At 33.9% G+C, this 24,141-nt stretch carries 21 protein-coding genes and 1 tRNA gene; 2 read left to right on the forward strand and 20 right to left on the reverse strand.

All coding sequences use genetic code 11. From position 1 onward, the window contains the following. Window positions 1-116 precede the first annotated feature (116 nt). Window positions 117-752, forward strand: a complete 636-nt coding sequence (locus BM153_RS02990) for a TetR/AcrR family transcriptional regulator (RefSeq protein ID WP_092870614.1) — start codon at window positions 117-119, stop codon at window positions 750-752. Here BM153_RS02990 and rsmI read toward each other — a convergent pair. From rsmI to trmB, 13 genes are all read right to left on the reverse strand, one after another. Then, window positions 734-1,573, reverse strand: a complete 840-nt coding sequence (gene rsmI, locus BM153_RS02995) for a 16S rRNA (cytidine(1402)-2'-O)-methyltransferase (protein ID WP_092870616.1) — start codon at window positions 1,571-1,573, stop codon at window positions 734-736. The two genes, BM153_RS02990 and rsmI, sit on opposite strands and share 19 nt — an antisense overlap. A 17-nt stretch (window positions 1,574-1,590) precedes the next feature. Next, a complete protein-coding gene (locus tag BM153_RS03000; protein ID WP_092870618.1) occupies window positions 1,591-2,328 on the reverse strand; it encodes a tRNA1(Val) (adenine(37)-N6)-methyltransferase in 738 nt (245 codons plus the stop codon). Further along, window positions 2,318-3,238, reverse strand: a complete 921-nt coding sequence (locus BM153_RS03005) for a PSP1 domain-containing protein (protein WP_092870620.1) — start codon at window positions 3,236-3,238, stop codon at window positions 2,318-2,320. The genes BM153_RS03000 and BM153_RS03005 overlap by 11 nt, the downstream gene beginning before the upstream one ends. Window positions 3,239-3,254: 16 nt before the next feature. Then, a complete protein-coding gene (gene holB, locus BM153_RS03010) occupies window positions 3,255-4,253 on the reverse strand; it encodes a DNA polymerase III subunit delta' (protein WP_092870622.1) in 999 nt (332 codons plus the stop codon). Between the two features lie 141 nt (window positions 4,254-4,394). After that, window positions 4,395-4,835 carry a YaaR family protein gene (locus tag BM153_RS03015; RefSeq protein WP_092870624.1) on the reverse strand — a complete coding sequence of 147 codons (441 nt, stop codon included), beginning with the start codon at window positions 4,833-4,835 and terminating at the stop codon, window positions 4,395-4,397. Between the two features lie 146 nt (window positions 4,836-4,981). Beyond that, window positions 4,982-5,578 carry a nucleoside/nucleotide kinase family protein gene (locus tag BM153_RS03020; protein ID WP_092870626.1) on the reverse strand — a complete coding sequence of 199 codons (597 nt, stop codon included), beginning with the start codon at window positions 5,576-5,578 and terminating at the stop codon, window positions 4,982-4,984. 1 nt (window position 5,579) lies between these two features. Next, on the reverse strand, window positions 5,580-7,019 hold the full coding sequence (locus tag BM153_RS03025; protein WP_177205546.1) for an aminotransferase class I/II-fold pyridoxal phosphate-dependent enzyme: 1,440 nt from the start codon (window positions 7,017-7,019) through the stop codon (window positions 5,580-5,582). After that, window positions 7,000-7,149 (reverse strand): hypothetical protein, encoded by a 150-nt coding sequence (locus tag BM153_RS13600; RefSeq protein WP_177205547.1) that lies wholly within the window; start codon window positions 7,147-7,149, stop codon window positions 7,000-7,002. The genes BM153_RS03025 and BM153_RS13600 overlap by 20 nt, the downstream gene beginning before the upstream one ends. A 9-nt stretch (window positions 7,150-7,158) precedes the next feature. Beyond that, window positions 7,159-8,115 (reverse strand): zinc dependent phospholipase C family protein, encoded by a 957-nt coding sequence (locus BM153_RS03030; protein ID WP_092870630.1) that lies wholly within the window; start codon window positions 8,113-8,115, stop codon window positions 7,159-7,161. A 213-nt stretch (window positions 8,116-8,328) separates the two neighbouring features. Beyond that, window positions 8,329-10,935, reverse strand: coding sequence for a leucine-rich repeat protein (locus BM153_RS13900; protein WP_242949057.1), 2,607 nt, complete (start codon window positions 10,933-10,935; stop codon window positions 8,329-8,331). Between the two features lie 312 nt (window positions 10,936-11,247). Then, window positions 11,248-11,320 (reverse strand) — tRNA-Lys (locus BM153_RS03040). Between the two features lie 127 nt (window positions 11,321-11,447). Continuing rightward, entirely contained in the window at window positions 11,448-12,281 is an 834-nt protein-coding gene (locus BM153_RS03045; protein WP_092870632.1) for a methyl-accepting chemotaxis protein, read from the reverse strand. 225 nt (window positions 12,282-12,506) lie between these two features. Further along, window positions 12,507-13,151 (reverse strand): tRNA (guanosine(46)-N7)-methyltransferase TrmB, encoded by a 645-nt coding sequence (gene trmB, locus BM153_RS03050; protein WP_092870634.1) that lies wholly within the window; start codon window positions 13,149-13,151, stop codon window positions 12,507-12,509. 191 nt (window positions 13,152-13,342) lie between these two features. Between trmB and BM153_RS03055 the strand changes: the two genes are divergently transcribed. Further along, window positions 13,343-14,650 (forward strand): D-alanyl-D-alanine carboxypeptidase family protein, encoded by a 1,308-nt coding sequence (locus BM153_RS03055; protein ID WP_092870636.1) that lies wholly within the window; start codon window positions 13,343-13,345, stop codon window positions 14,648-14,650. 106 nt (window positions 14,651-14,756) lie between these two features. On the opposite strand, the gene BM153_RS03060 is transcribed toward BM153_RS03055, so the two are convergent. From BM153_RS03060 to BM153_RS03090, 7 genes are all read right to left on the reverse strand, one after another. Continuing rightward, window positions 14,757-16,748 (reverse strand): hypothetical protein, encoded by a 1,992-nt coding sequence (locus tag BM153_RS03060; RefSeq protein ID WP_092870638.1) that lies wholly within the window; start codon window positions 16,746-16,748, stop codon window positions 14,757-14,759. 101 nt (window positions 16,749-16,849) lie between these two features. After that, window positions 16,850-17,434, reverse strand: coding sequence for an HD domain-containing protein (locus BM153_RS03065; protein ID WP_092870640.1), 585 nt, complete (start codon window positions 17,432-17,434; stop codon window positions 16,850-16,852). Window positions 17,435-17,795: 361 nt separating this feature from the next. Then, on the reverse strand, window positions 17,796-18,599 hold the full coding sequence (locus BM153_RS03070; RefSeq protein WP_092870642.1) for a DUF6273 domain-containing protein: 804 nt from the start codon (window positions 18,597-18,599) through the stop codon (window positions 17,796-17,798). Further along, on the reverse strand, window positions 18,589-21,786 hold the full coding sequence (locus tag BM153_RS03075) for a leucine-rich repeat protein (RefSeq protein ID WP_330392000.1): 3,198 nt from the start codon (window positions 21,784-21,786) through the stop codon (window positions 18,589-18,591). Before BM153_RS03075 ends, BM153_RS03070 begins: the two co-directional genes overlap by 11 nt. A 435-nt stretch (window positions 21,787-22,221) precedes the next feature. After that, on the reverse strand, window positions 22,222-22,962 hold the full coding sequence (locus tag BM153_RS03080) for a hypothetical protein (RefSeq protein WP_092870646.1): 741 nt from the start codon (window positions 22,960-22,962) through the stop codon (window positions 22,222-22,224). Further along, on the reverse strand, window positions 22,956-23,678 hold the full coding sequence (locus BM153_RS03085) for a hypothetical protein (RefSeq protein ID WP_092870648.1): 723 nt from the start codon (window positions 23,676-23,678) through the stop codon (window positions 22,956-22,958). Before BM153_RS03085 ends, BM153_RS03080 begins: the two co-directional genes overlap by 7 nt. Before the next feature lie 19 nt (window positions 23,679-23,697). Beyond that, a partial coding sequence (locus BM153_RS03090; RefSeq protein WP_207649019.1) for a hypothetical protein occupies window positions 23,698-24,141 on the reverse strand: 444 nt, incomplete at its 5' end.

The following is a 24,141-nucleotide window of genomic DNA, read 5'->3' on the forward strand; positions in this document are numbered from 1 at the left end:
TGTGTTAATAGTTATAACACGAAAATGACTATCGGTCAATATTTTTCTTGACAAAAGTTTTTAAGCCTTAATATAATTAAGACAGCTGGTAATTGATTTATTTAGAGGTATATATAATGGGAAAATTAGAAATCAACAAAAAAATTAAAAAAGAATCGCTCTTAAATACAGCTTTTGATTTATTTACCACCAAGGGAATAAATAAAACTTCTATCTCAGAGATTGTGACAAACGCCGGTGTTGCCAAGGGAACTTTCTATTTGTATTTTTCTGATAAATATGACATTAGAAACAAATTAATTTCCCATAAGGCCACACAGCTCTTTCTTAAAGCATCACATAATATGTTAAAAAAGGGTATCGTATCCTTTGAAGATAAGATTATTTTTATTTCAGATTTTATTATAGACGAATTTACCAATAACAAAGCTTTATTAAATTTCATTTCAAAAAACTTAAGCTGGGGGATTTTTAAGGCTGTTCTTTCTTCTCCTAATGATGAAGAGGACTTAAATTTCTATACAGTTTACGAAGATATGCTTAAACAGTCCGGCAAGAAATTTAAAAATCCGGAACTTATGATTTTTATGATAATTGAACTGGTAAGTTCTACCTGTTACAGTCCGATTTTATACAGCGAACCTGTTAGCATAGACAAAATGAAACCTGAGATTTTTGACCTTATCAGATACATTATAAAATCTCAGGAAATAAATGAAATTGATGCCCCGCTTTATAGCAGGGCCTGGTAAACATCTCTTTTTGATATACCTCTGTCTTTGGCCACCATTTTCATGGCCTCTTTTTTACTGAGGTTTTTATTAAGATAAATCTGCATATGTTCTTTAAGGGATAACTGCTGCCATTGTTCCTGGCTTTCCTTAGCCAGTTCCTTGCGGCTTTTACCCTGAATTATCAATACAAACTCTCCTTTTGGAGGGTTTATTTTAAAATGTTCTTCAATATTTGAAATACTTCCCCTTAAAACCGTTTCATATTTTTTTGTTATTTCACGACAAACAGCCATTTCCCTGCCTTCTCCCAGTGTGTTTTTCAAAAGTTTTAAGGTGTCAATTAAATGATGGGGCGCTTCGTATAAAATAATGCTTCTGCTTTCATTTTCCAGCTCCTTTAATATGGCCTCTCGCTCTTTTTTATCATGGGGCAAAAAACCTTCAAAACAAAATCTTCTGGAAGGAAGTCCGGAAAGAGCCAGGGCGCTGACTACTGCACTTGCTCCCGGAACCACCGTAACTTCTACCCCTTCTTCATGGCATATTCTTACAAGGTCTTCTCCCGGGTCTGAAATGGCAGGCATACCTGCATCTGTAATTAGAGCTATATTTTTCCCCTCTTTCATTTCTTTCACCAGAAAATACGCCTTATCTATTTTATTGTATTCGTGATAGCTGGTCATAGGGGTTTTTATTTCAAAATGATTTAATATTTTAATGCTGTTTCTGGTATCCTCCGCAGCGATAAGATCCACCTGTCTTAAAGTATCTATGGCTCTTAAGGTCATATCCTGTAAATTTCCAATGGGAGTTGCACATAAATATAACTTTCCTTGCATAAATGCCAATCCTTTCCTTAATATCCGTATATGTCGTAGATTTCATCTGTGTATACCCCCGGCTTTTTGTAGACTATAAGGGGTTTTTCCACTGTCATACGGCTTTTTCCGCCTCTGGCTCCCTCTATTAGTACCATATTAGGTTCTTTATCAATATAAGGATAAACTAACTTCATTCTTTTTGGTTCTACTTTATACTGAACCATTAAAGTGATAATTTCTGCCAGTCTAAAAGGTCTGTGAACCATGAAAAATTTGCCACCGGGTTTTAAAAGCTTAGCAGCTTCTCTTACAACATCCTCCAAATCGCAATATATCTCATGTCTTGCTATGGCCTTTGCATCCTTTGGATTTGTAAGTCCGTGTCCCTTTGTCATGTAAGGGGGATTTGAGGTAACTACATCAAAAGAAGATGCTCCAAAGATTTTTGAAGCATCCTTAATATCTCCTGTGACAATGTCTACTTTTTCCTGTAGATTGTTAAGCAAAACGCTTCGTCTTGCCATATCTGCACTTTCTTCCATAAGTTCTAAGCCGGTAAAATGTTCTCCCTGGCTTTTCGCCTCTAAAAGAATAGGAATAATACCTGTTCCGGTACCAAGATCCAGCACTTTCTCACCTTTTTTTACCTTTGCAAAACCTGAAAGCAAAACTGCATCCATACCAAAACAAAATTTCTGGGAATTCTGAATAATCTTGTATCCGTTTCTTTCAAGATCATCTATTCTCTCATTCTCTTTAAGATCAATCGTCATTAAGCTTTGATTTTCCTTCCTTTTTCTCCAACATTTCAAGCATCTTAAGTTCCTTGTCATCTACATCATTTTGATTTTGATTTTTATCCTTACGCTTTTTAGGAACAAATTTCAACTGGGATGCCTCATATTCCCTGATTTCTTTTGTATCTCCGGATTCTATGATAACTTTGACTTTTTGTCTTAAAACATTAACGGAATGAACTTCTCCTGTGATACCATCCTGCATCTTTACAACATCACCTACTGAAGGAAGTTTTTTATTAAGATATTCATAGGTTTTAGCCTCATTGTTAAGGCAACACATAAGTCTTCCGCAAACCCCGGAAATCTTAGAAGGATTAAGAGAAAGATTCTGCTCCTTTGCCATTTTTATGGAAACCGGTGAAAATTCACAAAGATAGCTGTGACAGCAAAGCTCTCTTCCACAGGTGCCTATCCCGCCTAAAATCTTTGTTTCATCCCTTACACCGATTTGTCTAAGCTCGATTCTTGTTTTAAATACAGAGGCAAGATCCTTAACAAGTTCTCTAAAGTCAATTCTTCCATCTGCAGTAAAATAGAATAATACCTTATTGTTATCAAAGGTATATTCCACATCTATAAGTTTCATTTCCAGTTTATGCTTTGCAATTTTTTCAAGACATATACCGTAAGCCGTTTTTTCTTTGGCTTTATTTGCCATCTCTTTCTCGTCGTCTTCCGGTGTGGCAATTCTTATTACCGGTTTTAAAGGTGCAATTACTCTTTCATCCGGAACCATTCTTGGTTCAATAACTACAAGTCCGTATTCCACACCTCTTGCTGTTTCTACGATTACATGGTCATGGCAGTGTATCTCAAATTCTCCAGGTGAAAAATAGTAAACCTTCCCTGCATTTCTAAATCTTACACCAATTACATTTATCATTAATTTTCTCCCTTATTTAACCTTTTCTAAATACTTCCTTTATGGTAAGAAACAAAAGCTCTATGGTCAAATCCAGATTTACATTGGCATTAAGCCTTTGCTTTGCCTTTTCTATGGACTCTAAAATGGTCTGTATACCATTGTAAGAACATTCGCCTGCCTGAGCGCTTATGGTAGCCACCTCATTTTTTAAAATAAGTCCGTTGGCATCGTTTACTGCCTTAAAAAGCAACAAATCCCTGTACCAAATCATTAATAAATCAAGGAAATCATTTATGGAAACCTTGTGTTTTTCAACATAATACACAAGATTTATTACTTCATAATATTCAAAATTTGAAATCTTCTTGACAAGCTCCATAGCCAGAGTCTTAATTTCCCTAAAATCCTCAGATTCAGCAGATTTTATGGCTTTTCCAAGATTTCCCTGGGCAAAAGAAGTATATATGGCAAGGTCTTCTTCACTTAAATCGTAATTATCTTTAAGATATTGTCTAATTATTTCATCCTTTAAAGGACAAAGGTTTACCGTAACACATCTTGAATTTATGGTATCTAACATATTATCAGCATTTTCCACCAGTAAAATCACCACTGCGTATTCCGGTGGTTCTTCAATGGTTTTTAATATTGCATTTTGTGCCTGAACTGTAAGTTTGTCAGCCTGAGGTATTATGTATACCTTATATTTATTATCAAAAGGCTTAATATTTATGCTGTCATTAAGCTGCTGTCTTACATCATCCACACCAATGACAGTTTTTTCATGCCTGATAAAAACAAGGTCAGGATTATTGTCACTTTCCACTTCAAGACAGGAGCGGCACTCTCCACAGGCATCCTCTTTTCCTTCTTTACACAAAAGTGTCTTGGCAAATGCTTTTGCCAGGGTCTTTTTTCCCATTCCGGATGCTCCGGCAAAGATATAGGCCTGATGTACCTTACCGTTTTTTATTGAATATTTTAAACTTTCTATAATTTTTTCGTTTCCAAATATATCTTTAAACCCAGCCACTTTGCATCGCTCCTTATATCCTATATAAATATTAGTCTAAAGCGGACATTGTAAAGCGGACATTCGGAATCCGCTTCGCTACTTCCTCATGAACGCAGTGGCACTTTGTGCCACCTGCATTCAAATCCGCTTTGTTTTTTCTCAGGTAAATATATCCAACAGCAAGCCCTCTATCTCTCCGATTCTATCTAAAATAGCTATATGATCCTTTTCATCTGCCATAAGCTCTTTTGCCAGTTCGTCAAGATTTTCGTCTATGAGCCTGATTATGCCATAAACCCTGTGACGACCTCTTCTGTCAAGAAAATTTTCCCTGGAAAACTTATGAGACCGACTTACAATCTCATTTAAAAAATCCTTAATAAGCTTTCTATATTTACGCATGTCGCTAATATCCATGTGCCTTGCGATAAATTTTCCCTGCTCATTAATGTCATTAATCATCGAATTAAGCTTTTGAGCAAGCTCCTGCTCTTCTATGGTTCCGATAAGCGTAAACTTAAAGCCCTCACCTGTGTTCACCGGTTTTGAGGTCTCAGGTGCAGATGTAATTTCATTTGTCTGATTTACTTTTATTTCCAAAGAACCCCTCCTTAACTCAAAATTATTTTAATAACTTTTTTGAGCAATAATTATAAAAACCCTCTCTATAATTAAAGATTTAATATCACATAAGATAATTACGCATCATTTTAATAAATATCATCTAATTATAACACACAAACTTCTTATTTAGACATTATTTTTAAAATGTCACTTTTAACTGCATTTACAGTATCCTGTAAAGAAATATTTTCTATCTTCACATTAATTTTCGCTTCTTTAAGTTTTTCCTTTGAAAAATCCTCGCAATCAGCAAGAAATCTTCTACATAATTCTTTATAATCAGGGTTTTCCTGCTTTTTTTCCCTTTCAATTGCTCTTAAAAGTCTGATATCATCTTCAACAAAAATATATATTCCATATATTTTATCGACACCAAAAGCCTTTTTTAATGCCATAAAGCCTTCTAATGTTTCAACAATAATATAGCTGTTTTTTTCAAAATCAAACTGATTTGTATCTGCCAGAAAATATCTCCATAAGCCCTGAACAGTATTATAATTTCTTTCTTCTATGATTTTGTTTTCATTTTTTAATTTTTGATATTCTTCTTCTGTAAGGAAATAATACTCTTTCCCCTGGGTTTCGTTTTTTCTTTTTGGCCTGGTGGTACAGGTAATAACACTCTTTATACCGGATAGTTCTTCATCTTTAATAAGCTCATTCATCACGCTGTCTTTTCCGGAAGAACTTTTTCCAATTATACAAAAAATCTTATTCATATTAGCTTTTATCCTCTTTATCTGCAACTACACAAATCTTTCCCTCTTTAATTCCTATTATTTTTAATCCGATTTTTTCACAAAGTCTTATTTCATCTATTACTTTTTTGCTTATTCTTTCCCCGGGTGTCAAAACAGGAAGTCCCGGCGGATAAAGATATACATAATCCCCAGAAATTTTTCCGGTGGAATTTTCTAAAAAAGTCCAATCACTTTTCATTTCCTTTGCTTTGTAGATTTCATATACTTTTTCATTTTCAGGATAGGAAAATCCTTTGTTAAAAAGGCTTTCTTTTGAAGAATACTCATTTTTTTCCATTTCAAAAAGAGCCATTAAAAGTCTGTCAAAGCCTTCTTTTTTATCCATAACTGAAGTCATGGCTATTATATAATTTTTAAAGGAAGCTTCTATTTCAATATGATATTTCCTTCTTAAAATATCCCCCATCTCTTTTCCTGTAAGAAAATTATCTGAAAAAATATTTAATTTGGATTTGTCAAAGTCAAATATATCATATTTTTTTAAATCCAAGTCTTTCTTATTAAGCAAATGAAATTTTTTTAGCTCTGATTCTTTTTCATAGAAAAACCTTAGATTATTTTCATAGATTTCAAAAAGCTTTTTTCCCTCTTTTCTTAATAGTTCTAAGCAATTTGAAATTCCTGCCATTAAAATATAGGATGGAGAAGAAGATTGAAAAATACCAAGATATTCTCTTAATCTTTCTACATCAATATTTCCTTTTCTTATGTGAAGTATCCCACTTTGGGTAAAGGCAGGAAGGGTTTTGTGAAGGCTTTGAATCACTATATCAGCGCCTAAGTCAAGAGCGCTTTTAGGAAAAAAATCACTAAAATTAAAATGGGCTCCGTGGGCTTCATCTACTATAAGAATCCCTTCTTTTTCATGAACTGTTTTTGCAATTGTTTCAACATCCGATACAATTCCTTCATAGGTGGGAGAAGTAATTACCACAACTTTTATGGAAGGATTTTTCTCCATTTTTTCCTTTATGTCATCCTTTGAGATTCCCCCGAAGATATTAAATTCTTCTATTACCTTTGGATAGACATATTCTACATTTAATTTATTTAAAAAAATCCCATTATAAACCGCCTTATGACAGTTTCTGGCAATAAGTATGGTGTCGTTTTCCCTACATTGAGAAGAAATGGCAGACAAAAGTCCGCCACTGCTGCCATTTACCATAAAAAAGCTTTCATCACTGCCATAAAGATTTTTTGCTTTTATTAATTCTTCTTTTATAATCCCGCAGGGTGCATGAAGATTATCAAAGTCTTCTATCTCCGTAATATCTATGCTTACGGGGTCTATACCAAAATCCATATTTCTCTTATGCCCCGGCATATGAAAAGGATAGGCATCACTTTCCCCATATTCTTTTAAGCTTTGGTATAAATTATTCTTCTTTTTCTTCATCGTCACTGTTCTTTTTCTTTTTACATTCTCTTGTATCATCATCTTCTTCGTCATCATCGTCGAAAGAAAAATATGTACAAGTACCGTTATTATTATTCCATTGACATTTATTAATATTACAATATTTCATTTATTCTCCTTAAGTTGGTATCCCACAATCAAGTCCGCTGTGATAGGATTTGTTTCCTATAAGCTGTATCAGTTTTTTGTAATTTTTTTTCTTATTATCATCCAGAGTAAAATAGTCATTTACTGCGTCCAATGTTTCTTTATAGATTTTTTTGGCATCCTTTGTCAGTTCAAAAAAGGACTTGTTGGAAGTAATGGAATTATCCCAAGGATTTTTCCACATTTTGTGACTAAAATTCATATATAATTCCCCTTCAACATGCTCATCTAAGTCAATTATATTTGAAAAATATGTATTTCCCAAAATCAGTTTTTCAAAAAATCCGATAAGCTTTCGCTTTTTCCCTCCCGGACCTCTTAAAAGTCTTATGGACTTTTGAAAATAATTTAAGGCACTTAATACATTTTTTTTGCTCATATTATAGCCTTCAAAGGTGTCTTTATAGGTAGCTGAGAGAATTTTTGCCACTACCTCCGCCTCGTTTTTTGTAATTCTTACAGTTGAATCATTGTAAAACTGAGAAGCCATAAGATGTCTTTTTTTGTATAAAAGATATTCATTTATTTTTGTCTCAAAGGCAATATGACGCCCGTAATATTCACTGGTTTTTTCATGAAAATCCGTCATGTAATATATATAGGGATGAGTTGTAAAATCCAGAGTATAATGTCCCAAAATCCCACAAAGATAAGCTATAGCAATCTCTTTTTTCTTTGTATTTCTTTCTTTGTCTATATTTTTTATACAATTTCTAAAATATAAGGAAGCATTGCTATGATGAACCAATGATCCAGGATTTTCCTCATACATAAGATATGACGGAAGATAATAAAAAAATATGTCCGGGCCCTGAAGCCCCAATTGATAAACTCTCCTGTTTTTGTTGATAATATCCCTTAATTTGTTTTTCTCCATTCTTTTTAAGGAATCAATTCCAAACAAATAGTGCGTAGCAAATCCAGGCATAATTTCGTCCTCCTTCCTATAATTTTATCGTATCATATTACTTTATACAATAACTCAAATATTTGTATAAAGAATTGTAAAATTAGTATCAAAGAAACCAGGAGCATATCACACAACTCCTGGCTTCTTTGTTTGTTTCCAATTAATTATATTTTTTTCATTGCCTGACCATACTTTAGCAAATGTGAATAAAAGAATCAAAGTAAATCTTTTTTACTTAACAGTTACATTCTTTCCCTGTCCTTTTCCTTTAAGGAGTTTTTTATAGGCTCTAACTTTCTTCTTTGGCACTTTAATAACTGCTTTTTTGTAAATTCCTTTGAGGGCTTTTGCACCGACTTTCTTTAAGTTTGTGGCATTAATTGTGATTTTTTTAAGTTTGCTACAATTATAAAATGCCATCTTTCCTATTGAAGTAACATTTTTTCCAACAGTAAGTGTTGTCAGTTTTTTACAGGAGCTAAATACTTTATCTCCCAGGGCGGTTACCTTGAAGGTGTATTTTTTATAGGTTATTGTGGCAGGAATTGTATATTTTGTCAGATTTTTAGTGGTAATTCCTGTCATTGTAACCGTTCCGCTCTTTCCGGAAACTTTTGTAATCTTATACTTTCCTTTTCCTAAGGTAAAGCTTTGACCCTTCTTTAACTGGTTTTTCTTTTCCTTTTCAAGGTTGGCGATTTTTTTCTCAGCCTGAGAAAGTTTCAACAGATACTTTTGAGCAACTAATTCTTTGTATTCGCTTTTTAAAGTTTCATAAGCTTTTCTTGCCGCTGTAACCTTTGATTTATCTGTTAATTTTAGTGTTGACGGATTTAATGCATTAATCTTTCCTATAACAGGCTCAACAACTTTAATCGCTTCCTCATAAAATGTTAATTTATCATAAGCTGTTGTAATTATATCCTGTTGTTCTTTTGTAAGGGTATCATAAGCCTGTCTTGCTTTTTCGATATTTTCAGCCGTGAAATCATTAGCTATATCTAAAATAGCTACCTCTGCCTCTAATGCAGGAATTTTGATTTCAGCTTTTGCTAATTTATCTAATTGTTCTGCAGTAATAGAAGTCCTATCATCAGTGCTTAATTTTTCATAAGCCGCTCTGGCACTTACAACAAGTTCTTTATCTTCTGCTTTAAGTTCATCATATGCAGGAATCTGATCAATTAACTCTTTTGCGGCTTCAATATCCCTTCCGCCATTTTCAAAATATGCTAATCTTTCAAGGTGTTCTTGATTAAATATCTCTTTATGAGTTTCATCTAAAGCTTCATAAGCTGCTCTGGCATTGGCAATATCCTCATCTGTGCTGCTGCCATTTAAGGATAAAATTGCATCATTAACAGCTTTTGTAGGAACTTCAACATCTGTAAAAATCCAAAATGGTGCTGAATCCTTTTTTAATACATCTCTTTCATAACAACGAACGAAAGACTCTAAGCCTCTGGCTATTTGAGGAACATCATAATTATAAAATCCCGGAACAGTTCCTTCCTCATAATTAATCAGGGCAAACATAGCATCTAATATATTATTTCCGTTTTTTGTATATCCGCTTTCAGGTCTTAAAACATTTACATCAAATTCGCTTGCCATAAATAAGGCCTGAGCATCATTCCAGGCGTTGTTTCCATACATAGGACAACCACATTCGTAGCTATTGGTACAGATAGCTCCGTTTGCTCTCTGGGCAATAGCCGCAAATCTCTCATTACCATAAGCAGCGCTTGCACCAACATCTTCAAAGCCCTCTTTACCATACCAGTAAATCATAGGCTGATAACCCATGCTGTTATCGGCATTATTAAAAGTTGTACTGGTTGGTGAGTATTTTATTAGAGCATTTGCTTTGGTGTGAACCCATTTTTCCATTTCTTCATCAGGAAAGGACTTTGTAGAATATCCTCCGGCTTTAATGGAATGAATTGCATATGCATCTGTATAAGTATTTCCACCGTTTCTTCTTCCTTCAGTTTCTAATAGGTCTACTCCGTCTATGTCCCTTGGGTCATATCCTATTGCCTCAATTGCCAAAAGGAGTTTTGCAACATCTGTAGATTTTAAATCATCGCCATTGTATCTGTCTTTATTTTTAATAAGATATTCCTTGGTATTTTTAAACCAGCGGTCAAACCAGGTTGGATCACCATATGGTACGTATCCACATCTGGCAGCTGTAAACACGGCCCAGACATTGCGGTCGGTGTAACAAGGATTTTCCTGAGATTCAAATCCATCGGTTTTTTCCACATAGGTTAAAATAAGATTAATGGTTTCTTTTACCTTTTCATAGTAGGCATTCCACTGGGACTCATCTATTTTGTCTGCACCATTATCAATGACATTACAAGTAGCATCTTCCAATACAACAACAAAAGAAACATTGTCCTTTTCTGCCTCTTCTGCCTTTTCTACTTTAAAAGTCGGTTCTTTATTCCAGGTGATTTCAACAGGGGCTTCACCAAGGTAATACATATTTGTAACCCTACAAGATGCAACATCATTTTCAAAATCGCAGGATAGTGTTGCACCATATTTTTCCACCAGTTCCTTTTTCTTTTTGTTTTTTTCTTCGTCAAGGCCGACAATTTCAAGTCCTATGACTTTAGCGGAATCGTCACCTTCCCATGGATAATAATAGGTTCCTGATTGCTGATTTGGATTCTGATTCTTTGGAATTGAAGTATTCCAGACTTTATCTTCTACTATAGGCTTAACTTTAAGTGACACTGTCGTTTTTGCATAGATGTTGTCTTTTGGTATAATCCAGGCAAAAAGCAACATTAAAAATAGAGCTATAATTTTACATCCCTTTTTCATATTATTCCTGTCTCCTTACTCATTTTTTGCCTTTTTAAAATTGTCTTTCAATTTTTTCCCAAATCTCCTTTCCCTTGAAGCGGACGATTATTTTAAAAAGGATTTATACGTTAAATTTTATAAAAAATTATAGCATTCTATGAAAAATATGTAAATAATATATAATATATTAAAAAATTCTTTTTTTATTAATGTGATACTTTTATATGAGCATATAAGAAGGTATATAGTATATTGTAGCAAGATTTTTAGATACAAAAAAAGCATCAACCCTATTGCCTATGGCAATATAAGTGATGCTGAGATTTAAAATGCGCCTTCAGGGGTTCGAACCCTGGACACCCTGATTAAGAGTCAGGTGCTCTGCCAGCTGAGCTAAAGGCGCACATCTACATTAAAGTGCTTTCGCGCTCACAACAAAATGTATTATACATCACAGGCTGCACCTTTGCAAGCTTTTTTTTAATTATTTTTATTTTTCTTTCAAAACAGACAAATCTACCTGCCAAACCTTATTTAGATAAAGATGCAGCGGACTCTGTAATATTGCTCATCATGGCATTGATTTCCTGAACCGAGGCAACCTGAGCTCCGGCAACCTCATTTGAGTTGGTTATTTCTTCGCTTAATTTATCAGTAAGGGAAAGCATCTCGTCAATAGCCTCTTTGATTTTTTTGGAGGATTCACCGCTTACCTTTGCAAGATTACCCATTTCAGTAGCAACTACATTAAATCCTCTTCCGGCTTCACCGGCTCTGGCTGCCTCTATGGAAGCATTTAAGGCAAGAATATTTGATTTTGACGCATTTGCACTAATAGTTGCAACAAGTTTGGAAATTTCCTCAATCTGTTCTACGGATAAATCAGATAGCTTTTTCATGTCTTTTAATGCATCAGAGACATCTGACGCCCCTTTTGCAATATTATCAAGGGCTTTTTCTGTCTTTTTTAAACTACTTTCTAAATTCTTAACAGCAGTTTTTGTACCCCCGATATCATCACCTGATGAATACACTACCGATAAAGTCCCCATTAGTTCATCTTTATCATCTAAAATGGGAATTATTTTTCCACTTGCAATTAAACCGTCCATTGTTTCATAGTTATCAAATTCTACGATTAAGTGATTTTCAAAAACATCGTTAAAAATCGCCTCTTCTCCCTGATGAAACACCTGACCTTCCGAAAAAGGTAATCTAAGCCTCTTTCCTTCGATTACCTTAATTAACTTTAAGCTGCCATCTTCTTTATTGTAAGCACTTAAACCAAGCCCCTGGTCTTCCTTCAAGCCACTGGCATATACAGCCAAAAATTCAGCCATTTTATTTATATCTTCTTTTTTCATAACTTTACCTCCATACCCCCTGTGTTTTAACTGATACACAAAGAATTAACCCACCTGATTACAATCTTTTTCCTCCCCTTTTCCTACAGATATGATATCGGGCGATACATGGGATTTAAAAAGAAGATTTTCTTTTTTATATATAAAAATTTTATGTACTGTTAAAAAATAATTTAAGGAAGTGAACATAAAAAAGACAGCCTGTAAAAAGACTGCCTTATGTAACTATTTTTTTAATATTATTTTATATATATTATTTCCTTTTTCAGAAAATTTTTTCTCATACTCTGTCATTATATTATCCCTGTTAAGAGTTTCATCATTATGAAGGTCTGTGGTAAAGGCTTCTATGTCAAAGCTGCTTTCTTTGGCCTCTTCTAAGGAAAATTCATATAAAGAAGTATTGTCCGTTTTAAATTCTATCTTTCCATTCCCATCTAAAACATCATAATATTTCTCCAAAAATCCTCTTGCGGTAAGACGCCTTTTTGCATGACGATCCTTTGGCCAGGGGTCAGAAAAATTAAGATAGATTTTTTCTATTTCTCCATTTTCAAAAATATCTCTTATATTTTCTGCCTCAAATCTCATAAATCTGATGTTTGAAGGAGGGTTTTCCACTTTGTCAAGTTTTTCTAAGGCTCTTATTAACACACTGGAGTATTTTTCCACACCAATAAAGTTTATCTTGGGATATTTGATAGCATTTTCAATAATGAACTTTCCCTTTCCCATTCCGATTTCTACAAATAATTCATTGTCATTTCCAAAAAATTCTTTCCATTTGCCCTTTAATTTATCCGGTTCATTAATGACGCGTTCATCCAAAAAAAGTTTTTCTTCCGAACCCGGTATATTTCTTAATCTCATTTTTCGCTCCTTATGGTTGTTTGTAAGTTATTTTTGACCTGTGAAACATATTATAATATAATAAAGAAGTTGTAAATCAGTAAAATCAATAGATTTTTCACATATTTTTAAATAAAAGAAAGGAGTAGCCGGAAAGGATACATTTTTATATTGAAGATTTAATAAAGCTTTTTATTCCACCGGCATTTGTTATGAAAATAAAAAAAATTACCGGAATATTTTTAACCACTCTTACTGCGGCCTCATTAGTATTTTCCCCGATAATTTCCCATGCAGAAGGTGAAAAAGCAGATTTTTCATCAGCCTGTATTGATAATTATGAAGGTACTTCCCCCAAAAATCAGATATCCGCACCCCAGCTTTTATCAGAAGCCGGCATAGTAATGGATGCCTCCACGGGAACCATTCTTTATGAAAAAAATTCCAAGGACAAGCATTTTCCCGCTAGTATAACAAAGCTTATGACTGTGCTTTTAACCCTTGAAAACTGTAAACTTAATGAAACAGTTAAGTTTTCCCATGACGCTGTTTATTCCATAGAATTTGGAAGTGCAAACATCGGTATCAAAGAGGGTGAGGAGCTTTCTTTAAAAAATTCCCTTTACGGCATATTGCTTGCATCAGCAAACGAAGTATCCTATGCCGTGGGAGAACATGTTGCCGGGGGAAATATTTCAGATTTTTCAAATATGATGAATGAAAAAGCCACCCAGATAGGCTGCCTTAATTCACATTTTTGTAATCCCCACGGTCTTCATGATGATGATCATTATACCTGTGCCTATGATATGGCGCTTATTACCAAAAATCTTTTAAAATATAATACCTTTAGAATAATAATCGGAACAAAAACCTACACCATCCCTCCAACTAATATTACACCGGAGGCTCGTGTTTTAAACAACACCCACAAGATGCTAAAAAACAACAGGTTTGAATATGAAGGTGTTGAAGGGGGAAAAACAGGTTTTACAAACCAGGCATTAAATACTCTTGTTACCTGTGCAAAAAGAGATGGCTTAGAGCTTATTGCAGTTTCCATGTACGGAAATCAGACTCATTATCCTGATACCGCCACACTTTTTAATTACGGTTTTAATAATTATAAATCCATTAATATAGCTGATGAAGAAAAGAGAATTGATAACACAAATGCCGCTGCCTTTTCTTCTAATAACTTTTTAAATGAAAATGAGGATTTATTTTCCATAGATGAGGATGCAAAAATGGCAATTCCAAAAAACACTTCCTTAAGCGACTTGGCAAGCAGTGTTGATTCATCAAATGGAGAGTTTAATGTTTCCTATTCCCTTGATAATAAGGAACTTTCAAAGGTGAAATTAAATTTAACAAATGTTTCAAACAATAGCTACACCTTCAAAAATAACATAAAAAGCAATGCTTTTAATCCATTTGTTTATATATTAATTGTAATTGCCGTAATAATATTTGGATTATTGATTTTACTTAAGAGTATTAAAAGGAAAAGAAGAAGATAATTAGTAAATAAGAGCTTTTATCCAAAGGAATAATATCTTTTGAATAAAAGCTCTTTATATGAACGCAGTGGCAAAGCGGATTTAAGAATGTCCGCTTTACTTCATATCAGCCTGACATTGATGCAATCAGAGCTGCTATGTCATCCGGTGACATTTTAGCATTTGGATCAGCAGGCGGAGGTGGCGGTGCCACAGCCGGTTCTTCTTTTGGTATGGTTTCTGCCACATCTACAGCTACCTCCTCCTGGCTTACCTCAGGGGATGGCGTTTCTATTTTTTCTATGGTTTCCAAAATCTCATCTGCACTTAAGGAAACCTCATCTTCTCCTATATCTAAGGATGGAAATTCAGCACTAAGCTGTTCATCAAACTGTTCCATGGTCATATCTGCTCCATCTACCCCAGAAAGCTCATCAAGTCCCTGATTTAAATCTAAGGCTCCTGCATCTAAATCTGCCAGAGCATCCTCCATAGTCATTTCAGGAAGGTCAGGCATATCTGCCAGGGCATCTTCCATGGTCATTTCTGGAAGATCCGGTAGTTCACCTTCATCATCTGCTGCCGGTAAATCACTATCCTGGGCTGTCATAGACTGTAAATCATCTAATAAACCTTCCAAATCTTCCAGTCCTTCTGAATTAACAGTGTTTTCTATCATGTGCTCGTCAATTTTATCTTCATCAAAGGCCGCATCATAATCCACTGAAACTTCACCGTCTTCACCCTCTTCTAATAAAGCCGAGTCCATATCCCCATGACTTGACATATCAATTTCCAAATCCCCTTCCTCTTCATCAGCAAAAAGACTTTCATCTATTCCCAAATCACTGATATCCACTTCTTCCGAATCCAGATAGCTATCCTCTTCAAGCATCGGGTCTTCACCAAATACAACATCTGCATCTTCTGTATTTGAAAGGCTGTCTCCTACAATATCCATATCTTCCGTATTTGAAATATCAGCCCCTACCATGTCCATATCTTCAAGAATAGTTCCCATTTCACCTTCTTCTGGAATATCTCCTGCTGCCTCAAGGTCTACTTCGGCATTTAATACATCATCGCCAAAATCAAATCCCCCAATTTCCTCAGTAGAAGAATCCACCGGCAAATCATCAGATGGCATTTCCATGCTTTCTTCCTCTAAAGGCATCTGTACAAATTCCTCAAGGGTTTCATTTTCCGAAGTTGGAACCTCTTCCATGGCAGAAAAATCCACTTCTTCACCGGATGTAAAATTATCATCCGAAGAAAGAGTTTCTTCTTGAGATAAAGATACAGAATCAGCAGAAAAATCATTTTCAAGATTATTGCCTCCAAGAAGTTTATTTAAAAGCATATTGTTGGCATCTTTAAGATTACTCTTTTCTAATTCGTCAACCTTGTCTTTAATTCCTGAAACCTGTTTTGAAACATTTTCGCTGTATTGTTTTAATTCACTGCTGACTAAGGTCATCATATTTATGATATCCTTTTGTCTATCCTCAACCTTTTGGGTATTTCTGTCTGAAATAAGACCGTACTGTCTGTCTAAAGCATCTATTTTATCCTGAAGAGCCTTATCGTATTCACTTATTCTACCCTTTAAAACTTCTATTTCTGAATTTATTTTTTCATAGTTTTCATGATTTTTATTTATTATTACTTTTCCAATAATTTTAAGTCGGTCAGAAATCTCTGCCACAGCCTTGTCAGAAGAACCTGCCTTATCTGAAGCAGAAGAAGAATCATTTGAATTATCGCTAAATTTCTTATCTAAAATTTCATTAAAATTCTTTTCCAGCTCAGAAAAAGAACGTTTAGTAGCCAGATAGTTTGCCTTACTGGCTTTTAAGGCATTTTCCTCATCTTCATGTTTCTCTTTTGCTTTCGCATCCATATATAAAAGAATGGAATTTACAAATAATGCCCCTGACAAAACTGCCACCGTAATTGTCCCTATAAGATAGGTCTGATTTGCCCGGACTATCTCGTTAAAACCTGCCATTAAAAAACAACAGGCAAAAAACATTGCCGCAAAAACACTGGCCCAAAGCCTAAAGGCACCAGCCGAATTTCCACTGGCATTATTATTTTTCTTCTTAGGTTTCTTTTCCATTATTTCCCTCCAATACTGGTCTGTCTTCTATGTGAATTTCCAGATAATAACTCTATTTCCTAGATTATTTTTCGGCCAATTATACTTCTTATTATAGTGGATTATAAAATATTTCCCAAGTCAATATTTTTTTGTAAAATCCTATCTGTCACTTCATAAAGCTTTTTAGAGCCTTCTTTTGTTTTTTTCTGCCTGTTATAAACTTTTTCTCTGGTCACCTTGTGTAGCTTCCAGTCTTTTCCCCCGTTGCTGTTATTTAAAAGTAAGGGCTGAAAATTGTCACAGGCATGGGCAAATTTTGCTTCCGGGCTCTTATTTTCTTCAAATTCATCAAATAATCCCATCAAAATTTCCTTTTGGTCTTCTGGAAGAAGGGAATAAATCCTTTCCTTTGCCTTATCTTCCCTTTCTTTCTGGGTCTCTAAGGACTTATCATCATAGGCATAAGTATCCCCGGCATCTATTTCCACAATATCATGAATCAGACACATAAGCATTACCTTTGCAATATCCACCTCTTCATTTGAATATTCCTTTAAAAGATATGCCATTATAGCCATATGCCAGGCATGTTCTGCGTCATTTTCCTGCCTGCCCTGTCCCGAAAGATGGGTTTGTCTTAATATATTTTTTTCCTTATCAATTTCCAAAATAAAATCTATCTGTTTTTTTAGTCTTTCGTCCATTTTATTTTCCTTTTTTTCTTTTAGCTGTCTTACTGGCTAAACTTAAATTATTTATAAAAATTTAGTATATGTTTTAAACACTTATTATAATATACAATATTTACATTTAAAATAATAGTTTTTATGTAGAAATAATTGTTTGCACTTTTGGTAATAGTATTAGTGGTATTTCCCCTTTGACGTACATAGATAACTCTCGCAAAAAAGTAAAACGACTATCCCTCGGTATAATAGAGAATAGCCGTTTATAACTGGATTATTTGATTTTAGTTTCCGATTAACCATCGGACGCGACAAAGTCCTTTGATTTCATAACTTGATTATAATGCGGTTAAGGAAATTTTTTCAACCGCTTTTTTATTTAACTTATTTTATCAATATCAATCCACATGGCAGGTCGTACACTACCTTTATAAGTTGAATAAAGTCCTGCTTCTCCGATTTCCCCGTAACCACATACACATGCAGCATATTCATTGGTTAATCCCGGTGAACGAAGCCACCAGGCTACTATCGTTCCATCTGTTAGTTTTCCCTCCATGTTATGAGTTTCTTCCAGATATCTTTTCACCTCATCAATGGATAGCAAAAATACCTTATCCCTTGTATCCTTGCCTCCAAAACTTTCGTATTCCTCACTATTTCCGGTGTGCAAAGAAGTCTCTGCAATTATTTCTCTTTCCTCTTCTGAAAATGCGTCATTGATAAAATCTTTATTAAGCCATTTCCTTAAACTGCACTCCTCCCAGGTGGTCTTTCCTTCTTTTTCATTAAACTCCCTTTCGCCTACAACATACTCACTTAAAATCAGCGCTTTATTACTTTCTTTGGCAAGAATCAGCCATCTGTTACTGGAATTATAATGTCCAAAAATCACAGCATCTTTTTCTGAAGCATTTTGAAACTCCTCATTGTAATAATCCATCTTAATTGACTGCCTGATATTTTCGCAGTCCAGAAAATCCCCCATCACCAGCAAAGATTCATAGGCTTTTACATAATTTTTATCAGAAATTGCCTTTTTGGCACTAAAATATGTATAAAAGGGAGTAATTATAAAATTTAGTATCAGGACAAATGCCAGAAAGACGAGGAAAATCATCCCCCCTCTAATAAACATTTTCATGTTACTTTGTTTTGTCGTTTTTTCTTCATCACATTTCATCTGCCGTTATCTCCTGCTTATTGCTAGTACCATTTTTCTTCCATTTGGCATAAAGGGTCTTGTTTCCCACACTTCCCTGCTTGATTTCATTGTTTTCTAATTTCTTTTTATAGTCCTTATCTGTATACCAGCCTACAAAACTGTAACCTTGTCTGGTTGGATTTTTTAACTTAATGGTTTTGGTTTTAACAGTGTAAGTGGTTGGATTATCAGCGTTGTTCTTTCCACCGTTTAAGTTGTAGGTGATTTTGTATTTCTTAATTTTCCACTGGGCGTATAGTTTTACTGTGGAGTTTTCTACTCTGGTTAGCTTGTATAAACCATCTGAAAATGTATACAATTTACCACTACCGTCTTTTTTGGTGTTATAACCAAGTAATTCATAACCCTTTTTTTCTGCTGTTGAAAACCAAGGACAGTCACCAGTATATATTCCGTACTTATTTTTTTCCTTTCCATCTACATCTTTCTTACCTATTAATTTCGAATCATCGTACAATTCGACAGTATATTTTATAATCGGTATAAATTCAATACCATTACTTTTAGCGTATTTTTCTGCATAAGAATCATAAAAACCTTTAATGTGGCAAACATTACTATCATTTATAATTTTATTGATGTGTTTAGGTAAATATATATCATAATAAATTCCATGACACGTATTTATTGCAGATGATTTTACGGTATTTACACCTTTGGGAATTAATGTTTTATAACCAGCTACTATCAAAGTATTAGTTGCAGTTTCAATAATTCCATTACAATTATTCCTGCTGTCATACTTTTTATTTGAAGAATCAACCTGAATATTTACAATTTCACATTCCAGCCATGGGTTCTTACCTATCTTTTTTACACTTTTAGGTATTTTTATTGCTTCTAATCCTCCACACCATTGAAATGCAGTATCTCCAATCGTTTCTAACCCTTCTGGTAATTCTGCTTGTTTTAGATGCCAACAAGAACAAAATGCGGACTCTCCTATTGTTTTCACACTTTTTGGTATTCTTATCTCCTTTAAATTAAAACAATTACAAAAAGTGTAGTCTTCAATCTTTCCTAACCCTTCCTGTAACTCCGCGCGTGTTAGACTTTTACAATACCCAAATGCCCATCTTCCTATTGTTTTTACACTTTTTGGTATGTTTATCTCCTTTAATTTTTCACAATTGTAAAAAGCGTTTCCTTCAATCTTTACTAACCCTTCCTGTAATTCTGCATATGTTAGATTCTTACAATCCTTAAATGCACTAACCCCTATTGTTTTTACACTTTTTGGTACTCGTATATCTATTAATGCTGTACATTCACTAAAAGTTCCATCTCCAATCGTTTCTAATCCTTCCGATAATTCGGCATGCATTAAACTATTGCAGCTACCAAATGCCCAGCTTCCTATTGTTTTTACACTTTTTGGTATGCTTATATCTTTTAATGCTGTACAGTTAGCAAAAGCCCATCCTTCAATCGTTTCTAACCCTTCCTTTAACTCTGCATGAGTTAGACTTTTACATTCATAGAATGCATCCGCTCCTATTGTTTTTACACTGGTTGGTATTCGTATATCTTTTAATCCAGTGCACTTTTCAAATGTGCTCTCCTCAATCGTTTCTAACCCTTCCTTTAACTCTGCATGCGTTAGACTTTTACAATAACTAAACGCCGATTCGCCTATTGTTTTTACACTGGCTGGTATTCTTATCTCTTTTAATGCTGTACATCCACAAAATGTAGCACTTCCAATCTTTTCTAATCCTTCCGATAACTTTACATTTGTTAGGCTTGTACAATCCTCAAATGTCCTACTTCCTATTTCTTTTACACTGACTGGTATGTTTATATCTTTTAAACCTGTACATCCTCTAAAAGTAGCACTTTCAATCTTTCCTAATCTTTCCGGTAATTCTACATGCATTAGACTTTTACAATCCTCAAATGCACTATTCCCTATTATTGTAACACTTTTTGGTATGCTTATTCCTTTTAATGCTGTACATCCTATAAAAGCATTTTCCCCGATGGCGGTTAACTTATTCGATAAAGTCACCGAAGACAAACTTGTACAATTTTTGAATGCACTAGCACATATCCAAGAAAATTTGTCCAGATCTATATGTATTAGATTTTTACAATTTTCAAAGGCAGAAGGTAATATCTGAGACCCCTCACCTACAGTATAATTTACATTAACTGATTTCAAATTTATACAATCTTTAAAAGCATTTTTATCAATTGATGTAAAATCATTAAAAGTAACTGTGGTCAAATTAGGGCAATTTTCAAAAGCTGAATCAAAAACCAAACCAGACCCCTCAAAATATACTTCTTTTAAATTCGTTCTGTTGCGAAAGGAATCAGAAATAACACCCCAAATACCTTCCGGAAATTTTATAGTTTTAATATTCTTAAAACTATCTTTATTTCCAATAGAATCTATTCCTATTACTTTTTTATTATCAATATATGTAGGTAAAGTAATTGATTCTTGTGTACCATTATAGTTAGTAATAACTAGCGTACCATTAGTATTTGAAACCCACTCATAATTTCCTGCAAGGGAATCAATCTTCCTCTGAACACATCTGGCATAGGCATCTGTTCCCTTATTATTTGGGTGAATTGAATACTCACTTATTGGAGGAATTTTCAAAGCATTAATATCCTCATTCTGCAAAATCATTATAGGATTTATATATGGATCTGAAGAATATGCCTCATGTCCTTTAAATTCGTCAACAACATCCACATAGTAAATATTCCCTGGTTGTCTATTTACAATCTTTTTAATGACGTTATTATTAAAATAATCCACACCATCATTATTAATGATTCTCGCTTCTTCATCTGTAAAAAACACCCCACCATTGTCACTTATAAGATGAGGATACCCCGCAACTATTATTTTAGTATCATTATCTGTTTTATTTCTTATTCCTTTATATACTCTTTCAAGATTTTTTTCTGTTGTAGAGATATCTGCCTTAATCTCCGCTATTTTATTTTTCAAAATAGCCGTCATAACTGTACCCGGTTGAGCAACAGCAATTGTAATAATTTGTGAGAAATCCACATCATTTCCCCCTAGCGTAAGGGTTACATAATCTATATGTTTGTTTTTTAAAGCCTCCTCGTCAAATACTTTGAAAAAATATTCATAATTATAAATTTTAGTAAAATATTCCAAGGAATTGCTTCCCGGTCTGTTATATGCATAGCACACCTCTTTCTTTAACATTTCTTTTTTATCAAGATTTAGCTTATCCATATGTTGTGTTTTTGCTCCGGAAGCTGCTGCGAAGAACCACTTACTATTTTTAAGATCAGCATTTTTCTTTGTATTTCCTGGTAACTTTAATTTTCCCGGCCAGCTGTTTTGGGATCTATGTGTTACCCAATCTTCATTTTCTATTTTCTTCCCGGGATCATCCTCCTGCCCATAAAAAGGTTCAACTCCTTCTCCAGACGAATAGGAATCTCCCAGCGAAACCATTATCTGACTGGAATTATAAGCATTGGAATATATTGGAATTAATATAAATCCCATGACCATAAATAGAAAACTTAGACAAATTTTATTAATTAATTTTTTACATTTCATAAAGTTTTTCCCCCTAAATCTTTAGTTGTAATATGTATATTTCTTTTCTGAATCTTCAATTGAGTCCGCTATAAATTTCTTCATTGTCTCATCCGAAAAATTATCCGAAAAAGCCAGTTTGTAACAGTCTTCATCATCTATATTTTTATTTCTTTTACGTCCTGCACAGTAATAATTCTCCAAACCTTCAATTATTTCTTTTATATCCGGTATTCGTCCCTTATCAGGTATAACATCAGGCTTTGGTTTTCTATCTTCAATTTTGAAGTTATAAAATGCATACGCATCGACAAAAGAATTAGGACCTTCTTTATTTGTATAATCATCATCTTGATATGGATAATGATAGCAAGTAATATAAGCAATCCTGTAAGAAATATCCCAAAAATCATCGTTTGAAAAATGATAGTCCAAATTATATTTAATAGAATAATATGTTGGCAAAAAATCGTCTTCGTGAATGATGAAATCTCTTATATATATATGGAAAGATTTTCCCTCTATGTAAGAAGATGCAACTGTATATTTTACTCCATCTTGCGTTTCATATGTATTAAAGCCACCACCTGCTGTTACAATAACTTTTTCACATGCTATTATCTTCCAATCCCCATCTCCATATTTTTGGTTCAAGTATCTGATTACCAAATATTTCCTTACCTGCAAATATGAAAAATAGATAATAGCCGGTATTAATATAATAATTATCAATCTTTTTAAATATCTTTTGTTCCAGATTTTATTTGCAATTTTCTTTACCATAAGCCATCTATGTCCTCTTCCGTCAAACTGCTTATGTAATCTGCATCGATCCTGTCCACTTTCCTTACAACACAGTCAGTACCGTTTGGAATAATGTCATAGAATTGGTTATTATCCGGTATATGCACATTTATACTTTCTGATTCGCATAAAATCATATCTTTTACATTTTCATTTTTTTCAGACTTAGCAAAAAAATAAAAAGTAGGATATGCCTGAAACTGCCCATTAGTTTCATATATTACCCATAAATTTTTATCCGCTGTATAGTAATACATTATATAAGACGGATGTATCTCATCTGAACTTTCAGAAATATCCTCCTTGTCCTCAAAATTCCCCTTTGCATCATAACAAGTCATTATTGGAAAATCTTTAAATCCCCTATCTGCAAAATCCTTTTTCGCCTGCTTTTCCGATACCTGATTAGGTGATGAATCCACATCTGTCTTAGATAATATTTCAGAAGTCCTGTTATAATACTCCTCAACATCAACAGATGATGTGCTGTAAGAATCAGAAGAATCCTCTTCACTCGGCTCCGAATAATCTGAATATTCATCCTCATATTCTTCATAAGTATCCGAAAATTCCTCTTTATTAGAATTAGCGATATTATCCTTCTTATCCGCTAAAAATTCGTTTTTATTACATCCACTTAAAACACTTAAAGATGTAACAGCAATTAACAGTGCCAGAACTGTTCTTTTTTTCATTTAATATCCCCTCCTATATTCATTCATAGCGTGTATATTTCTTTTCTGATGGTTCTATAGAATCGGCTATAAATTTCTCACATTTACTCTCAGAAAATTCATCCGAGAAAGCCAGTTTATAACATTCTTCATCATTTATATTTTTATTTCTTTTACGCCCTGCGCAATAATAATTCTCCAATATTTCGATTATCTCTTTTACATCCGGAATATGCCCATTATCAGGTATAATCTCCTGCAAAGGTATTCTTTCACTATTACTCCCCCAGGCATTATAAAATGCATCAGGTTCTATATCAGAATTAGGACCCATTCTATTATTAAATTCATAATCATTGTATGGATAATGATAATCAGCAATAAATGATATTCTATCTAGTAATTCTCCGAAATAGTCACCCTGCATCTCATACTTCAAATTATATTTGATAGAATAATACGTAGGCAAAAAACAATCTTTCCA

The organism is Acetitomaculum ruminis DSM 5522, from assembly GCF_900112085.1.
In the GTDB taxonomy this organism is placed as follows: domain Bacteria; phylum Bacillota; class Clostridia; order Lachnospirales; family Lachnospiraceae; genus Acetitomaculum; species Acetitomaculum ruminis.

What these genes read in the sequence shown, in the direction of transcription:
- BM153_RS03070 (WP_092870642.1), bottom strand. Translation starts at nt 18,599, where the DNA reads ATGAAATGTGATGAAGAAAAAACGACAAAACAAAGTAACATGAAAATG.
- BM153_RS03085 (WP_092870648.1), bottom strand. Translation starts at nt 23,678, where the DNA reads ATGAAAAAAAGAACAGTTCTGGCACTGTTAATTGCTGTTACATCTTTA.
- BM153_RS03045 (WP_092870632.1), bottom strand. Translation starts at nt 12,281, where the DNA reads ATGAAAAAAGAAGATATAAATAAAATGGCTGAATTTTTGGCTGTATAT.
- BM153_RS03080 (WP_092870646.1), bottom strand. Translation starts at nt 22,962, where the DNA reads ATGGTAAAGAAAATTGCAAATAAAATCTGGAACAAAAGATATTTAAAA.
- rsmI (WP_092870616.1), bottom strand. Translation starts at nt 1,573, where the DNA reads ATGCAAGGAAAGTTATATTTATGTGCAACTCCCATTGGAAATTTACAG.
- BM153_RS03065 (WP_092870640.1), bottom strand. Translation starts at nt 17,434, where the DNA reads ATGGACGAAAGACTAAAAAAACAGATAGATTTTATTTTGGAAATTGAT.
- BM153_RS03000 (WP_092870618.1), bottom strand. Translation starts at nt 2,328, where the DNA reads ATGACGATTGATCTTAAAGAGAATGAGAGAATAGATGATCTTGAAAGA.
- BM153_RS03005 (WP_092870620.1), bottom strand. Translation starts at nt 3,238, where the DNA reads ATGATAAATGTAATTGGTGTAAGATTTAGAAATGCAGGGAAGGTTTAC.
- BM153_RS03060 (WP_092870638.1), bottom strand. Translation starts at nt 16,748, where the DNA reads ATGGAAAAGAAACCTAAGAAGAAAAATAATAATGCCAGTGGAAATTCG.
- BM153_RS03030 (WP_092870630.1), bottom strand. Translation starts at nt 8,115, where the DNA reads ATGCCTGGATTTGCTACGCACTATTTGTTTGGAATTGATTCCTTAAAA.
- BM153_RS03020 (WP_092870626.1), bottom strand. Translation starts at nt 5,578, where the DNA reads ATGAATAAGATTTTTTGTATAATTGGAAAAAGTTCTTCCGGAAAAGAC.
- BM153_RS13900 (WP_242949057.1), bottom strand. Translation starts at nt 10,935, where the DNA reads ATGAAAAAGGGATGTAAAATTATAGCTCTATTTTTAATGTTGCTTTTT.
- BM153_RS03025 (WP_177205546.1), bottom strand. Translation starts at nt 7,019, where the DNA reads ATGAAGAAAAAGAAGAATAATTTATACCAAAGCTTAAAAGAATATGGG.
- BM153_RS13600 (WP_177205547.1), bottom strand. Translation starts at nt 7,149, where the DNA reads ATGAAATATTGTAATATTAATAAATGTCAATGGAATAATAATAACGGT.
- BM153_RS02990 (WP_092870614.1), top strand. Translation starts at nt 117, where the DNA reads ATGGGAAAATTAGAAATCAACAAAAAAATTAAAAAAGAATCGCTCTTA.
- trmB (WP_092870634.1), bottom strand. Translation starts at nt 13,151, where the DNA reads ATGAGATTAAGAAATATACCGGGTTCGGAAGAAAAACTTTTTTTGGAT.
- BM153_RS03055 (WP_092870636.1), top strand. Translation starts at nt 13,343, where the DNA reads ATGAAAATAAAAAAAATTACCGGAATATTTTTAACCACTCTTACTGCG.